16 protein-coding genes are annotated in these 15,538 nt (G+C 64.5%); 12 read left to right on the forward strand and 4 right to left on the reverse strand.

All coding sequences use genetic code 11. The annotated features are described in order from the left end of the window. Positions 1-28 precede the first annotated feature (28 nt). The 6 genes from pspB to AC3WUF_RS13565 all read left to right on the forward strand — a co-directional run bounded on the left by pspB (position 29) and on the right by AC3WUF_RS13565 (position 4,491). Complete coding sequence (gene pspB / locus AC3WUF_RS13540; RefSeq protein ID WP_492426417.1) at positions 29-268, forward strand: envelope stress response membrane protein PspB; 240 nt, start codon at positions 29-31, stop codon at positions 266-268. Next, the gene (gene pspC / locus AC3WUF_RS13545; protein WP_492426419.1) at positions 255-695 is read left to right on the forward strand and encodes an envelope stress response membrane protein PspC; all 441 of its coding nucleotides are present in this window, start codon (positions 255-257) and stop codon (positions 693-695) included. Before pspB ends, pspC begins: the two co-directional genes overlap by 14 nt. 105 nt (positions 696-800) lie before the next feature. Continuing rightward, a complete protein-coding gene (locus tag AC3WUF_RS13550) occupies positions 801-1,859 on the forward strand; it encodes an efflux RND transporter periplasmic adaptor subunit (protein WP_492426421.1) in 1,059 nt (352 codons plus the stop codon). A 259-nt stretch (positions 1,860-2,118) separates the two neighbouring features. Further along, a complete protein-coding gene (locus AC3WUF_RS13555) occupies positions 2,119-2,427 on the forward strand; it encodes a hypothetical protein (protein WP_492426423.1) in 309 nt (102 codons plus the stop codon). 2 nt (positions 2,428-2,429) lie between these two features. Next, positions 2,430-3,107, forward strand: coding sequence for a response regulator (locus AC3WUF_RS13560; RefSeq protein WP_492426425.1), 678 nt, complete (start codon positions 2,430-2,432; stop codon positions 3,105-3,107). A gap of 55 nt (positions 3,108-3,162) precedes the next feature. Beyond that, positions 3,163-4,491 carry an ATP-binding protein gene (locus AC3WUF_RS13565; RefSeq protein ID WP_492426427.1) on the forward strand — a complete coding sequence of 443 codons (1,329 nt, stop codon included), beginning with the start codon at positions 3,163-3,165 and terminating at the stop codon, positions 4,489-4,491. An 11-nt stretch (positions 4,492-4,502) separates the two neighbouring features. Here AC3WUF_RS13565 and orn read toward each other — a convergent pair whose 3' ends face one another. After that, positions 4,503-5,054 carry an oligoribonuclease gene (gene orn, locus AC3WUF_RS13570; RefSeq protein WP_492426429.1) on the reverse strand — a complete coding sequence of 184 codons (552 nt, stop codon included), beginning with the start codon at positions 5,052-5,054 and terminating at the stop codon, positions 4,503-4,505. A gap of 65 nt (positions 5,055-5,119) precedes the next feature. Here orn and AC3WUF_RS13575 point away from each other — a divergent pair, with 65 nt between their 5' ends. From AC3WUF_RS13575 to AC3WUF_RS13590, 4 genes are read left to right on the forward strand one after another with little or no spacing between them, the layout of a single operon-like run. Continuing rightward, the gene (locus tag AC3WUF_RS13575; RefSeq protein ID WP_492426431.1) at positions 5,120-6,487 is read left to right on the forward strand and encodes a pyridoxal-phosphate dependent enzyme; all 1,368 of its coding nucleotides are present in this window, start codon (positions 5,120-5,122) and stop codon (positions 6,485-6,487) included. 7 nt (positions 6,488-6,494) lie between these two features. Further along, positions 6,495-7,343 carry an HAD family hydrolase gene (locus AC3WUF_RS13580; RefSeq protein WP_492426433.1) on the forward strand — a complete coding sequence of 283 codons (849 nt, stop codon included), beginning with the start codon at positions 6,495-6,497 and terminating at the stop codon, positions 7,341-7,343. A gap of 4 nt (positions 7,344-7,347) precedes the next feature. Next, a complete protein-coding gene (locus tag AC3WUF_RS13585) occupies positions 7,348-8,511 on the forward strand; it encodes a cystathionine gamma-synthase (protein ID WP_492426435.1) in 1,164 nt (387 codons plus the stop codon). 36 nt (positions 8,512-8,547) lie between these two features. Beyond that, positions 8,548-8,883: a 4a-hydroxytetrahydrobiopterin dehydratase gene (locus AC3WUF_RS13590; protein WP_492426437.1), complete on the forward strand. Its 336-nt coding sequence runs from the start codon at positions 8,548-8,550 to the stop codon at positions 8,881-8,883. 75 nt (positions 8,884-8,958) lie between these two features. On the opposite strand, the gene recR is transcribed toward AC3WUF_RS13590, so the two are convergent. The 3 genes from recR to ppsR form a co-directional block, all read right to left on the reverse strand. Next, a complete protein-coding gene (gene recR / locus AC3WUF_RS13595) occupies positions 8,959-9,558 on the reverse strand; it encodes a recombination mediator RecR (RefSeq protein ID WP_492426439.1) in 600 nt (199 codons plus the stop codon). 80 nt (positions 9,559-9,638) lie between these two features. Beyond that, positions 9,639-11,342, reverse strand: coding sequence for an alkaline phosphatase D family protein (locus AC3WUF_RS13600; protein WP_492426441.1), 1,704 nt, complete (start codon positions 11,340-11,342; stop codon positions 9,639-9,641). 190 nt (positions 11,343-11,532) lie between these two features. Beyond that, positions 11,533-12,357 (reverse strand): posphoenolpyruvate synthetase regulatory kinase/phosphorylase PpsR, encoded by an 825-nt coding sequence (gene ppsR / locus AC3WUF_RS13605; RefSeq protein WP_492426443.1) that lies wholly within the window; start codon positions 12,355-12,357, stop codon positions 11,533-11,535. A 77-nt stretch (positions 12,358-12,434) separates the two neighbouring features. Between ppsR and ppsA the strand changes: the two genes are divergently transcribed. Together ppsA and AC3WUF_RS13615 are read left to right on the forward strand one after the other, a co-directional pair. Further along, positions 12,435-14,807 (forward strand): phosphoenolpyruvate synthase, encoded by a 2,373-nt coding sequence (gene ppsA, locus AC3WUF_RS13610; protein ID WP_492426445.1) that lies wholly within the window; start codon positions 12,435-12,437, stop codon positions 14,805-14,807. Next, positions 14,777-15,445, forward strand: coding sequence for a ribonuclease T2 family protein (locus AC3WUF_RS13615; RefSeq protein WP_492426447.1), 669 nt, complete (start codon positions 14,777-14,779; stop codon positions 15,443-15,445). The genes ppsA and AC3WUF_RS13615 overlap by 31 nt, the downstream gene beginning before the upstream one ends. Positions 15,446-15,538 lie beyond the last annotated feature (93 nt).

A 15,538-nucleotide genomic window follows, 5' to 3' on the forward strand; every position in this document is an offset into this window, starting at 1 on the left:
CAACCCTTAGCCGCTTCGGGAGCCCCGCGTGGAAGAGCTGATTCCGCTGGTCGCCATCCTTTGCCTGTTCGTGATCCTGCCCGGCATGGCGATGTTCTTCGCCGACCGCAAGCGCCGGTTCAACGCCGAACAGGCAAGCCAGACGACGACCAGCAGCGCCGCGCTGGAGTCGCTTGCCGAACGCATGGAACACCGCATCGACGCCCTTGAGCAGATCCTCGACGCTGAGTCGCCGGGCTGGAGGAAAAAGTACCGTGAGCATTCGTAATCGCATCCGCGCTGGCAGCACCTTCGGTCACCTGCATCGTTATCCGCGCGAGGGCTGGCTGTCCGGCGTCTGCGTCGGCCTCGCCGAGTTCTTCGACTGGAACGTCAAGCTGGTGCGCGTCGTGTTCGTCGCGGCGTTCATCATCAGCGGCTTCTTCCCGGTCGGCGTGATCTACCTGGTGCTGTGGTACCTGATGGACGATGCCGATGCCGATGCCGCTCCGGCTCAGCGCACCGAACGTCCCCGCTACCGCGATGCCCCGGCCGGCGCCTACAGCAGCAGTCGCAGCTACAGCACGCCGCCGCGCTCGAGCGAGGACGTCAAGACGCGCTTCACCCGTCTCGAGGAGCGTCTGCGCAACATGGAAGCCTGCGTGACCAGCGAGGATTTCGAGCTGCGTCGCGAGCTGCGCAAGCTCGAAGGCTGATCGCAGCGACGGCGCGCAGCGGCGGGCGTCACCTGTTTGGGATCGGCCTGAGGTATAAAGCCATGTCCAAAACTTTTGAATCGACCCGCCGACATGTTGATATGGATGCCCCGTATCGCGCTGCTCCTCTGTGCGCTGCTTTGCTCGGCTTGCGGTAGCGCCGACGAAGCGGCTGCCAGCCCCGCACCGGCTGGCGCGGCCGCCAAAGCCAAGGCCGCGAGCGCCGTCAGTGTCGAAGTCCGCAAGGTCAGCACGCAGCCACTGAGCCGCGAGCTGATCGCGGTCGGCAGCCTGATTTCCGACGAATCCGTCGTGCTCCGCCCGGAGATCGGCGGCCGTGTCGCCACCATCGGCTTCAAGGAAGGCCAGCCGGTCAAGGCCGGCCAGCTGCTGATTGCGCTCGACGACAGCATCTATCGCGCACAGCTCGATCAGGCGCGCGCCAACCACGAACTCGCGCGGCGCAACAACGACCGCGCGCAGGAATTGCTCGGGCGCAAGCTCATCGCCCAGGCCGATCGCGATCAGGCCAGCGCGACTTTCGATGCGGCCGCCGCCGCGGTCGCCCTCGCCCAGGCGCGTCTCGATCAGTGCCGCATCCTCGCGCCGTTTGCCGGCGTCACCGGCCTGCGTCTGGTCAGCCCCGGCGATTTCGTCGCGGCCGGCCAGGATCTGGTCAATCTCGAAGATCTCAGCATGCTCAAGCTGGATTTCCGCCTCGACGAATCCGCGCTGCCGGCGCTCGCGGTCGGTCAGGCGCTGACCCTCAGCATCGACAGCTATCCGGGCGAGACCTTCAAGGCCGAGCTATATGCGATCGACCCGAAGGTCTCGTCCGCGACGCGTTCGATCGGCCTGCGCGCGCGCCTGTCGAACCCGGACGGCAAGCTGCGCGCCGGTCAATTTGCCCGCGTGCGCTTGGCGGTGGACCAGCGCGTGCAGGCCATCGTCGTGCCGGAGCAGGCGATCTTCCCGCGCGGCGACAAGCAGTTCGCCTATGTCGTCGTCGAAGGCAAGGCGCAACTGCGCGAGTTGCAGATCGGCCAGCGCAGCCCGGGTTCGGTTGAAGTCCTCAGCGGTCTGACGGTCGGCGACGCGCTGGTCTACAGCGGCCTGCAGCACCTTGGCGACGGCACGCCCGTCAGCATCCAGGGCGGCTCCTGAAACGCTGTCGCGGCGCAAGATTCGCAAGCAGAAGTTCAGTACGAATTCATCTTGTTAGCCTAGTCTCGGCACAGGTCATACGCGACAATTCGCGATGCCGAAGCCAAGGGCAGGGACAGCACAACAGCATGAGCATCACGCGCATCAGACACGCCAGCAGCCTCGCGCCAGCGGTTCGCGCGTCGGTCGCTCGTGTCGGGCCAAACCGCGGAGGCCGGGCATTGGCGGATCCTTGCGATTCGCTGGCCGCCGGCTGTTGATGCGCAAGCGCCTGCTCGCACTGGGTCTGTTCGCCTGCTGCGCCTTGTCCTCGGTCTCGGCCGAAGCCCAAGGCAAACTCGATCTCAGCAGCCGGCTCGTCGATCCGCTTGCCGCGACCACACAACCCGATCCGGTCGCTGGCGCCCGGCGCGGCCACGTTTCGCTGACGCCGGCCGATGCCGCACGTCAGGTACAGAGCCTGTATGGTGGCCGTGTCCTTGCCGTGCAACAGGATGCTGACGGCTACCGCGTCAAAATACTCAAGGACGGCGAAGTCCGTATCTACAGCGTCAGCCCTCAGGAATAGAAATGCGAGCACTCGTAATCGAAGATGATCCGAACCTGCGCGAACAGGTCGCCCGCTATCTGGCGGAAGACGGCTTTGCCGTCGATGCCGCCGCCGACGGCACGCAGGGCGCGTACATGGCCGAGGAGTATCCGGCCGATGTCGCGGTCATCGACCTCGGCCTGCCCGGCACGCCCGGCATCGAGATCGTCCGCCGCGCCCGCGCCAGCGGTCGCAAGTTTCCGATCCTGATCCTGACGGCGCGCGACGGCTGGGAGTCGAAGGTCGAAGGCCTCGACGCCGGCGCCGACGACTATCTGGTCAAGCCCTTCCATCGCGAAGAGCTGATCGCACGCGTGCGCGCGCTGCTGCGCCGCTCCGGCGGCTGGGCGACGGCGCAGCTGGCTTCAGGCCCCTACGTTGTCGACACCAGCGCCAAGACGGTGACCGTCGACGGCAAGCCGGTCGAGCTGACTAGCTACGAGTTCCGCGTACTCGACTACCTGATCACGCACGCCGGCAAGGTGGTTTCGAAGTCGGAGCTGACCGAGCACCTGTACACCGAGAACGAGGAACGCGACAGCAACGTCATCGAGGTGTTCATCCGCCGCCTGCGCTCCAAGCTCGACTCGGCCAATCAGTACAACCCGATCACGACGCTGCGCGGTGCCGGCTATCGCTGGGACCTGCCGCGTCATTGATGGCGCAGGCTGGTACCGACAGGCCGCTCGACAACACCGCTCGCCCCGATAATCGATGAACTCGCTGCGCGCCCGCCTGCTGGTTGCGGCTGCGCTGCTGGTCGCGCTGTTCGGCAGCCTGGCCGGCCTGGTGCTCGATCGCGCGTTCAAGGCGTCGACGCTGCAGTCGCAGCAGGACAAGCTGCAGACGCTGGTGTATTCGCTGCTGGCGGCGTCTTCGACCAATGTCTACGGCGATCTGTCGATTGCCGTCGATGCGATTCCCGATCCTCGACTGCGCCAGCCGCTGTCCGGCCTGGACGCCGGATTGATCCGCGAGGACGGCCGCGTCGTCTGGAGCTCCGCCGATTTCAAGCGCTTCAAGCTACCGGCCACGCCGGACGTCGGCGAATGGAAGCTGGAGCGCCTCAACAAACCCGATGCCTTCTCGCTGAGTCTGGGGCTGCGCTGGTTCGACTCGGCGGACGATCCGCGGCGCTACACCGTGATCGTGATCGAGGATGCCGCCGCCTACAACAAGCAGCTCGCGGTCTTCCGCCGCACGCTGTGGGTCTGGCTCGGCGCGACACTGATCGGCCTGAGTCTCGCACTGCTGCTGCTGCTGCGCTGGGGCCTGTCGCCGTTGCGACGACTGGGCAAGGAACTGCAGCAGATCGAAGCCGGCGCGCAGACCCAGATCGTCGGCCGCTATCCGGAGGAGCTGCAGCCGCTCGCGATCGATCTGAACACGATGATCCTCAGCGAACGCCACCAACAGACGCGCTATCGCAACGCGCTGGGTGACCTCGCCCACACGCTGAAGACGCCACTGGCGGTATTGCGTGGCTTCACCGGGGAATCCTCCTTGGCAGCGGCGCAGCGCCAGCAGCTCAGCGAGCAGGTCGACCGCATGCTGCATATCGTCGATCACCAGCTGCGCCGCGCCGCCGCCGCCGGGACGCGCACGCTGACCGAGCCGGTGGCGCTGCGGGCACTCGCCGACAAGCTGCTGTCGGCCATCGCCAAGGTCTATTCGGCGAAACGGATACAGACTGAAAACCTGATCGTCGAGAACCTGCGCGTGCGCGCCGATCAGGGCGATCTCTACGACCTGATGGGCAACCTCATCGAGAATGCCGCGAAGTACGGCAACGGCCATGTGCGCGTCAGCGCGATGAGCGGCCAGCATCAGTGCCTGATCGTCGTCGAGGACAATGGCGGCGGCTTCCCGCCGGACGCCGAAAAGCTGCTGGAGCGCGGCGTGCGCGCGGATACGCGCATGCCCGGCCAGGGCCTGGGTCTGTCGGCGGTTGCCGAGATCGTCCAGGCCTACGGCGGCCGTCTGCTGCTCGATCGCTCCTCGCTAGGCGGGGCCAAGGTCATCGTCAGCCTGCCGACGAAATAAGCCCTCTCGGCTCAGGCCGGCAAGCGGATGAAGGTGCGCCGGTAGTACTCGAGCTCGGCAATCGAGTCGCGCACGTCGTCGAGCGCGAGATGCGACGAGGTCTTGCTGAAACCGCTCGTCAACGCCGGCGCCCAGCGCGCGCACAATTCCTTGAGCGTGCTGACATCCAGATTGCGGTAGTGGAAATGGCGCTCCAGCTGCGGCATCCAGCGCGCCAGAAAGCGCCGATCCTGGCAGATCGAGTTGCCGCACATCGGCGACTTGCCGGCCGGGACCCACTGCGCGAGAAATTCCAGCGTCTGGCGCTGCGCCTCGGCTTCGAGGATCGTACTGGCGCGCACCCTCGCCGTCAGGCCGGAGCCGCCATGCTGGCGCGTGTTCCATTCGTCCATCGCCGCCAGCTCCTCGTCGGGCTGATGCACGGCAATCACTGGGCCTTCAGCGAGCACATTGAGCTGGCTGTCGGTGACGATGGTCGCGATCTCGATGATGCGATGACGTTCCGGAATCAGCCCGGTCATCTCCAGGTCGATCCAAATCAGGTTGGATGGGTTTGCACTCATGGCGATTCGGCAGGGGGCGAGTAGTATCGTAGGCCGCAAGGATAGCGGCTCGGGAGAACGATGGCATGAGTTCAATCAACAGCATCCTCGGCACGATCGGCAACACACCGCTGGTCGAACTGACGCGCTTCGACACCGGCCCCTGCCGGCTGTTCGTCAAGCTGGAGAACCAGAACCCGACCGGCAGCATCAAGGATCGCATCGGCCTGTCGATGATCGAAGCGGCCGAGCGTGACGGCCAGTTGCAACCCGGCGGCACGCTGATCGAGGCCACCGCCGGCAACACCGGCCTTGGTCTTGCGCTGGTCGCCGCGCAGAAGGGCTACAAGCTGATTCTCGTCATCCCCGACAAGATGGCGCAGGAAAAGATTCTTCATCTGAAAGCGCTCGGTGCCGATTGCCGGATCACGCGCAGCGACGTCGGCAAGGGGCATTCCGATTACTACCAGGACATCGCCGAACGCCTTGCGCGCGAGATTCCCGGCAGCTTCTACGTCAACCAGTTCGCGAATCCCGCCAACCCGCTCGCGCACGAGAAGACCACCGGCCCGGAGATCTGGGCACAGTGCAGACATCAACTGGATGCCGTCGTCTGCGGTGTCGGCAGCGGCGGCACCTTGACCGGCCTGTCGCGCTATTTCTCCAGTGTCGAACCACAGGTCGAGATGGTGCTTGCCGATCCGCTCGGATCCATCCTCGACGATGTGGTGCGGACCGGCAGCCCGCAGAAGCCCGCCGGCAGCTGGCTGGTCGAAGGCATCGGCGAGGACTTTGTACCGCCGAATTGCGATCTGTCGCGCGTGCGCCGGAGCTACGCCATCTCCGATCGCGAGAGTTTCGAGACCGCCCGCGCGCTGCTGGCTCGCGAAGGCATCCTCGGCGGCTCCAGCACCGGCACCCTGGTGGCCGCGGCGCTGCGTTACTGCCGCGAGCAGACGAGCGCCAAACGCGTCGTCACCTTCGTCTGCGACAGCGGCAACAAGTATCTGTCGAAGATGTACAACGACTTCTGGATGCACGACCAGGGCATGCTCGAACGCCCGCGCCAGGGCACGCTGATGGATCTCATCGTGCGCCGCTATGCCGAAGGCTCCGCGGTGACCTTGAAGCCGGACGACAGCCTGCTGCACGCCTACCGGCGCATGAAGCTGTTCGACGTTTCGCAGTTGCCGGTCATGGACGCCGATCGGATCGTCGGCATCATCGACGAGTCGGATATCGTCCAGCATGTGCACCTGAGCCCCGACCGCTTCAAGGACCCGGTCAGCACGGCGATGGTCAGCCAGATCGAAACCGTCGCGCCGGACATGGCGGTCGAGCAGCTGCTGCCGATCTTTGCGCGTGACCATGTCGCGATCGTCGCCGACCGCAATCGCTTCATCGGCCTGATCACTCGCATAGACTTGCTGAATTACCTGCGCCAACAGCTCTGACCTGCCGATGCATGAAACCATTGCCGTAGTTTTTGATTTCGACGACACGCTGGCCCCGGATACCACGACCGGCTATCTGCGCCATGCCGGGCTCGCCGATGTTGCGCGTTTCTGGAAGGAGGACGTTGCGCCGCTGACTCTGGACGATTGGGATCCCGTACCGGCCTACCTGCATCAGATGATCGAGGTCGCCCGCGCCGGCCGGATTCCGCCGATCACACGCGAAAGCCTAGCGGCCTGGGGCAGCCAGGCCCCGTTGCACGAGGGTGTGGAAACCCTGTTCTCGCGCCTGCGACGCGCCGCCAGCGATGCCAACCCGCGCGTCAATCTTGAGTTCTATGTGATCTCCAGCGGCATCGGCGACGTGCTGCGCTCGACGCGCATCGCGCACGAGTTCAAGGACATCTGGGCCAGCGAGTTTCATTACGGCGCCGATGGCGCCGCCACGTTTCCGAAGAAGATCGTCAGCTTCACCGACAAGACGCGTTATCTGTTCCACGTGCAGAAGGGCTTCATCGGCAAGGCCGCGCGCGGTCGGCCGTTCGACGTCAACCGCAAGCTGCCGCCGGATCAAATCCGCGTACCGCTGAACCGCATGATCTTCGTCGGCGACGGTTACACCGACATTCCCTGCTTCTCCCTGCTCAAGCAGAACGGCGGCGTACCGATCGCGGTCTACGATCCGAATCACGAGGAAAAATGGGGCAGCGCTTTCCAGTTCGTCAGCGACGGCCGCGTCTCCAATATCAACTCGGCGAACTACAGCGAGAAGTCGGACCTCAGCAACTTCCTGATCATGGCCGTGCGCAAGCTGGCGAACGATATCCTGCTGTCCGAGCGCATCTACCAGGGCTGAACCCATGAACGGACCCGTCAACGGATTCTCGACCCGCTGCATTCACGCCGGCCAGTCGCCGGACCCGACGACCGGTGCCGTGATGACGCCGATCTACGCGACCTCGACCTATGTGCAGCAGAGTCCCGGCGTGCATCAGGGTTTCGAGTATTCGCGCACGCAGAATCCCACGCGCTTCGCCTACGAGCGCTGCGTCGCCGATCTGGAGGGCGGCGTGCAGGCGCATGCCTTTGCTTCCGGACTGGCCGCAACCGCCACGCTGCTCGATTCGCTGGAAACCGGCTCGCACGTCATTGCCTCCGACGACATGTATGGCGGCACCTACCGTCTGTTTGCGCGCGTGCGCCAGCAGAGTGCCGGCCTGAGCTTCAGCTATGTCGACATGCGTGAGCCCGCCAATATCGAAGCGGCGATCCGGCCGAACACGCGATTGATCTGGGTCGAGACGCCGAGCAATCCAATGCTCAAGCTGGCCGACCTCGCGGCGATCGCCGTGATTGCCAAACGTCACGGTCTCATCGCCGCGGCCGACAATACCTTCGCCAGCCCTTATCTGCAGAATCCGCTGGCGCTGGGCTTCGACCTCGTCATGCATTCGGCGACGAAATACATCAACGGCCACTCCGATGTCGTCAACGGCCTGCTGATCGTCGGCGATAACCCGGCGCTGGCCGAACGGCTGACGTTCCTGCAGAACGCCGTTGGCGCCGTCGCCGGCCCTTTCGACAGCTTTCTCGCGCTGCGCGGCGTCAAGACCCTTGCGCTGCGCATGCAGCGGCATTGCGACAACGCATTGGCGTTGGCGCAGTGGCTGGAGAAGCACCCGCGCGTGGCGCGCGTGCACTACCCCGGCCTCGCCTCGCATCCACAGCACGCGCTGGCGAAACAGCAGATGCCGCGCGGTTTTGGCGGCATGATCTCGATCGATCTGAAAGGCGGTCTTGAGGATTCACGGCGCTTCCTCGAACGCTGCGAGCTGTTCGCGCTCGCCGAGTCACTCGGTGGTGTCGAGAGCCTGATCGAGCATCCAGCGATCATGACCCATGCCAGCATCCCCGCCGAGGCACGCGCCGCACTGGGCATCAGCGATACCCTCTGCCGACTGTCGGTCGGCATCGAGGACCTCGAAGACCTGCAGGCAGACCTCAGCCACGCGCTGAACGTTTAGACTACGCGCCCTGCCATTGGCACTCAGCTAAAGAACATGTCCGATCTAGCCAAGAAGAAATGCGTGCCCTGCGAGGGCGGCGAACCGGCACTGGATCTCGCCGCGGCGAGCACTCTCAAGGCGCAGCTCGACGGCCGCTGGAAACTCGCGAAGGAAGGCAAGCTGCTGCACGCGACCTTCAAGTTCGACAACTACTGGCAGACGACCGCCTTCGTCAACGGCGTCGCCTGGATCGCGCATACACAGGACCATCACCCCGACATCAGCTTCAGCTACAACAGCGCGACCATCGAATGGTGGACGCATGCGGTCGGCGGTCTTTCGCAGAACGATTTCATCTGCGCAGCGCGAGTGGATCTGCTGCTCGCCTGAGCAATAGCCCGGGTGAAACCCGGGGACTTTGGCGACTGGATACGCCAACCCGGCTCATCCGGGCTGCAAAGAGATTCAGAGCGTTGTGCGGCCGCTGAGCGCCTGCACCAGCGTTCCTGCATCGACGTACTCCAGCTCGCCGCCCATTGGCACGCCGTGGGCGATGCGCGTCACGCGGATCTCGCGAGCCTTGGCCATCTCAGCGAGGTAGTACGCCGTGGCCTCACCCTCGACGGTCGGATTGGTCGCGATGATCATCTCGCGCACCCAGCCGGCATCGAGCATCTGCGCCAGCGCCGGCAGGCCGAGCTCTTCGGGGCCGATGCCATCGAGCGGCGACAGGCGACCCATCAGCACGAAGTAGCGGCCGCGATACGAGGTGTTGTGCTCGACGGCGATCAGATCCGCCGGCCCTTCGACGATGCACAGCTGCCCGCTCGTTGCGCGCTGCTCGGTGCAGTAGCCGCAACGCGCATCCTCGCAGAACATCCGGCAGTGCTGGCAACGACCGATGCCGTCCAATGCTTCGGCAATCGCCTTGCTGAGCAGCGATGCGCCTTCGCGCTCACGATCGAGCAGATGAAAGGCCATGCGCTGCGCGGATTTCGGGCCAACGCCCGGCAGGCGACGCAGGGCATCGATCAGCAGACTCAGTCGCGGCGAGTACGGGGTCACGGCGTCGTGGATTCAGTAGGGAAACGGCGGCCGCATAGCATAGCCGCAGGCCGCCGTTTCCGTGCCCCGCCGGGCCGGTCTTACGGCGCCGGTGCCGGCATGTCGGTGCGCGGCTCGGTGACCGACGCGGCGACCAGCCGGCGGGTGCCGGCATCGACCAGATAGGCGGCACCGAAGGTTTCGGTGTCCACACCCTGCTCGATGCTCGTGTACCAGTGCTCGCCGACCAGGCGTTCCGGCTGGATGTCGAGCAACAGATAGCCCTGCTGCTCGAGGTTGACGTACTTCATGTGCGGATTGAGCAGCTGCAGCACCGGCGCCAAAGGATTGAGCGCATCCAGCCCCGGCGAGGTGATCGACGTGCAGACGAACTCCACGCCGCGCGAACCGGCGCCGGTGAGCGGGTTGTAGACCAGCGGATTGCCCGGATCGGGCGACAGATCCATCGACCAGGACGTGTGGATGTCGCCGGTCAGCACGACCGGATTCTCCACATTCAGCGACTCGAGCAGCGCGTAGACGCGCGCGCGCTCGGCGCGGTAGCCGTCCCACTGGTCGGTGTTGATGATCAGGCCGCCGGTGCTGACGACCGGCAACGACTGCAGCAGCGTCTGCAATTGCTCGATCGGGATGTTGGTCAGCGCCGACAGTTCCGGCAGGTTGGGAATCCGCAACTGGCCGAACATGACCTGCTGGCCGAGCAGCTTCCAGGTCGTGCCGGATTCCGCCAGCTGTTCGCCGAGCCAGGCGAGCTGCGTGTCGCCGAGCAGATGACGGTCTTCGTCGTTGATCGAAGCGGCATCGACCAGCGAGGCCTGCAGATCGCGGCCGATCAGGCGCGTGTCGAGCATGACCAGGTCGGCCAGATCGCCGTAGCGGAAGCGGCGATAGATGCGCTCCGGCTGCGCAGGATCGATCTGACGGATCGGCAGCCATTCGTAGTAAGCCTGGATCGCCCAGGCCTTGCGCTGCGCCCAGACGCCTTCCGCGCCCTCGGTGTGGTTGTTCGCTCCGTCACGCCAGGAATTGTCGGCCGTCTCGTGGTCGTCCCAGATGTTGATGAAGGGATGCTGGCGATGCGCTTCCTGCAGGTCGGGATCCTGCTTGTACTGGGCGTGCCGCGTGCGGTAATCGTCCAGCGTCAGAATTTCGTGCGAAGGCTCGTAGGCGCGCACTTCACCGTACTGATTGGTGCCGTACTCGTAAATGTAGTCGCCCAGATGCAGCACGACGTCGAGATCGCTACGCTCGGCAATCTTGCGATAGGCATTGAAGTAGCCATGCGCAAGGCTAGAACAGCTGACGACGCCGATGCGCAGATGATCGGTTGCGCCCTGCGGCGCGGTGCGCGTACGCCCCACCAGCGACTGCGCGTCGCCCGCATCGAAGCGGTAGTAGTAGCTGGTTGCCGGCTGCAGACCGGTCACGTCGACCTTGATCGTGTAGTCGCGCGAAGCGTCGGTCGAGGCCGAACCGCTGGTCACGAGCTGGCTCAGGGCCGGATCCGACCAGACCGAGTACCTGACGCTCGCTGTGCCGGAAGTCAGTCCGGATACGCGAGTCCACAGCATCACCCGGTCGGCCAGCGGATCACCGCTGGCAACACCGTGGCGAAACTCCAGATCGGCACCGCCTGGATCGCGCCCACCGGCCCCATCGCTGGAACCGCAGGCCGGCAGTAACGGCAAGCTGCCCAGCGCCACCGAACCCAATGCGGCACGGCGCAGGAAATCGCGACGACTAAGGGCATGAAACCGTGGGGCGCGGATGCGGGGACCGGACATGAGTGGCTCTCGGAAAGATGGCTAAGAAACAGCTGCTGAAGATGAATCAGCCGGTCAGGGTATCTCGCCGATATGACGGTTTATTGATGATCAACCCCATCCTTCGAATCCCCCATTGCCGGCCGCTTTTGGCAGATTCCGACTATATCGCGCTGCCGGGTCGACAGCCGGCCCAACAGCGACACGACGGCTAGCCGCTACGCTTGCGCAACTGCTTCTGCTGCATGATGGTCGCCGAGATTTCCTCGACGGACATCGTCGCCGAGTTCAGAAACGGCACGCCGAAACGCCGGTACAGCTGCTCGGCCTGGCGCAGCTCATAGGAAACCTGTTCAAACGACGCATACCGTGAACCCGGGCGGCGTTCCGCCCGGACCTGCGCCAGGCGCTCGGGATCGGAGGTCAGACCGAAGCAGCGTGATTCCAGACCCTTCAGCGAAGCCGGCAGCCGCATCTCCTGCAGATCGTCCTCGGTCAGCGGGAAGTTGGTCGAAAAAAGACCGTACTGCAGCGCCATGTACATGCTGGTCGGCGTCTTGCCGCAGCGCGACGGCGCAATCAGGATCAGGTCGGCCCGGCTCAGGTCGCGGGTCGAGGCGCCGTCGTCGTGCTCCATCGCATAGCTGATCGCCTCCATGCGGTCGTTGTACTGGCGCTGGTTGGACATGCCGTGCGCACGGCCCTGGGCGTGGGTCGAACGGACCTGCAGTTCCTTCTCCATCTCGTTGATGAAGAGGTCGAACATATCCATGAACAGACCCTTAACCCCACGCAGGATCGCGCGTGCTTCATCATTGACCGTCGTGCTGAAAACCAGCGGCCGCTGACCAGACTGATCGCCAACGAAATTGATATAGTCCACCGTGCTTTGCGCGCGCTCCGCGGTATTCACGAACGGTAGGCTGGCCTTGTCGAATTCGAGGCCATCAAACTGGGTCAGCAGGGTGTTCCCCAAGGTTTCGGCAGTGATGCCGGTGCCATCGGAAACGAAGAATACGGGACGTGGGCTGGCCATCGGGACGCTCTAGAGCTGCTGCGGCATTGCCGCGACCCGGCGACTTTACCCTTTATGACCACCTTTTCGATCAGCGAATGAGCAAGAACGTCCTGTGGTACTCGGAACTCGGCATGGCCGACGTCGAAATCGTCGGCGGCAAGAATGCCTCCCTGGGTGAAATGATCCAGAACCTCGCCAAGTCCGGCGTCAGCGTGCCCAACGGCTTCGCGACGACGGCGGAGGCCTTCCGCGAATTCCTCGCTTATGAGCAGCTCGACGAGCGCATCAAGGGCATGCTCAAGACCCTCGACATCGAGGACGTCACCGCCCTGGCGGCCACCGGCAAGAAGATCCGCCAGGCCCTCGCCGCCGCGCCGTTCCCGGCCGCGCTGGAACGCGATATCCGCACGAGTTACGAAACCCTGGTCAACGAGTCCGGCGCGGAAATCTCGGTTGCCGTGCGCTCGTCGGCGACGGCCGAAGACCTGCCGGACGCCTCGTTTGCCGGCCAGCAGGAAACCTTCCTCAACGTCCAGGGCATCGATTCGGTGCTGGCGGCGATCAAGGAGGTCTTTGCTTCTCTCTACAACGACCGCGCGATCGCCTATCGCGTCCATCATGGCTTTGAACACGCATCGGTCGCGCTGTCGGCCGGCGTGCAGCGCATGGTGCGCTCCGACAAGGGCGCGAGCGGCGTCATGTTCACGATGGACACCGAGTCCGGCTTCCAGGACGCCGTCTTCATCACCTCGTCCTATGGCCTCGGTGAAGCCGTGGTCCAGGGCGCGGTCAATCCGGACGAGTTTTACGTCTACAAGCCCGGCCTGCGCGCGAAGCGCCCGGCGGTGCTGCGCCGCAGCCTTGGCGCCAAGGCCCGCAAGATGGTCTACACAGCGGACCGCACGCTGGGCAAGACGGTCGAGTTCGTCGATGTCGCGGTCAAGGAACGCGGCCAGTTCAGCCTGAATGACGAAGAGATCCAGGCCCTCGCCCAGCAAGCGCTGATCATCGAAGACCACTACGGTCGGCCGATGGACATCGAGTGGGGCAAGGACGGCATCGACGGCAAGCTTTACATCCTGCAGGCGCGCCCGGAAACGGTGAAGTCGCGCGCCTCGGCCAATGTCCTGCGCCGCTACAAGCTCAAGAACAAGGGCACGGTCGTCAGCTCCGGCCGCGCGATCGGCCAGAAGATCGGCGCCGGCAAGGTCCGCATCCTGACCTCGATCGACCAGATGACCCGCGTGCGTCCGGGCGACGTACTCGTGACCGACATGACGGACCCGGATTGGGAGCCGATCATGAAGCGCGCCAGCGCGATCGTGACCAATCGCGGCGGCCGCACCTGCCACGCCGCGATCATCGCGCGTGAGCTGGGCATTCCCGCCGTCGTCGGCTGCGGCGATGCCACCGTGGTGCTCAAGGACGGCGACGACGTCACCGTGTCCTGCGCCGAGGGCGATACCGGCCTCGTTTATGCCGGTCATATCGACTTCGTTGTCGATGAAGTCGCGCTCGACGCGATGCCGGACATCCCGGTCAAGATCATGATGAACGTCGGCACGCCGGAGCAGGCTTTTGACTTCGCCGCGCTGCCGCACCGGGGTGTCGGCCTCGCCCGCCTCGAGTTCATCATCAACCGCCAGATCGGCATCCATCCGCAGGCCTTGCTGGAACTGGATCGCCTGCCGCCGGACGAACGCCGCATCATTGATCCGATGATTGCGCCGTACGGCTCGCCGGTCGATTACTTCGTCAAGCGCCTCGCCGAAGGCATTGCGACGATCGGTGCCGCGTTTGCGCCGGAGCCGGTGATCGTGCGCCTGTCGGACTTCAAGTCCAACGAATACGCCAACCTCATTGCCGGCAAGCGCTATGAGCCGCACGAGGAGAATCCGATGATCGGATTCCGCGGCGCCTCGCGTTATATCTCGGAAACCTTCCGCCCCTGCTTCGAGATGGAATGCAAGGCGATGAAGTACGTCCGCGACGAGATGGGCCTGACGAATATCAAGGTCATGGTGCCGTTCGTCCGAACGCTCGACGAAGCGCGTCAGGTCGTCGATATCCTCGCCGCCAATGGCCTCAAGCGTGGCGAGAACGGATTGCAACTGATCATGATGTGCGAGCTGCCGAGCAACGCGGTGCTGGCCGAGAAGTTCCTCGAACACTTCGATGGCTTCTCGATCGGCTCCAACGACATGACCCAGCTGACGCTCGGTCTGGATCGCGATTCCGGCCTGATTGCGCATCTGTTCGACGAGCGCAACGAGGCGGTCAAGGTCATGCTCGAAATGGCGATCAAGGCCTGCAAGAAGCACAACAAGTACATCGGCATCTGCGGTCAGGGCCCGTCCGACCATCCGGAACTGGCGCGCTGGCTGCTTGATCAGGGCATCGAGTCGATGTCCTTGAACCCGGACACGGTGGTGGAGACATGGATGTATCTGGCAGGCCAGAAGGCCTGAGCTCGCGCGTCGGCAAATTCCTCGCCGCCCTGCTGCTGGCCTGTGCCAGTGGCAGCGTGGCGTCGGCCGACGAGCCCGGTCAGTTCGACTACTGGGTGTTGTCGCTGTCCTGGTCGCCCCAGTTCTGCAAGGCGCAGCCGGGCGCCGAGCAGTGCAAGCAATCGCGCGGCATGGTCGTGCATGGGTTGTGGCCGCAGAACGAGCGCGGCTATCCGGACTACTGCGGCGACCGCGAGCGTGTGCCGATGGAGATCGTCGATCGCATGCTGCCGCTCAGCCCGGATCCCAAACTGATTCAGCAGCAATGGCGCAAGCACGGCAGCTGCAGCGGATTGCCGGTCGGCGAGTATTTTCTCAACGTGGAACGCGCCTGGCGCAGCGTCGTCCTGCCGGCATCGCTGAGCGCCGACACACCCGGACTCGAGTCGTCTGCCCGGGAAATCGAAGACAGCCTGATCGAGGCCAATCCCAAGCTCGATCACGAAAACATGGCGCTGATGTGCAAGGGTCGCTGGCTGAGCGAAGTCCGCATCTGCCTGGACAAGGATTTCCAGCCGCGCGCCTGCGGCGACGACGTCCAGGATCGCTGCAAAGGCGAGGTCAACATCCGCCCGAACCGCTACCGCAAGCCGCAATAGACGCTGCGCGAGGGGCCGGCGAAGCGGCCGCCGAAAGCCGAATCCGGCAGCCGATTATTTTTCCGCTTCAACGGGTTCCATTCTGCTTTTCAT

The sequence above is a fragment of the Fontimonas sp. FW305-C-3 genome (assembly GCF_058783185.1).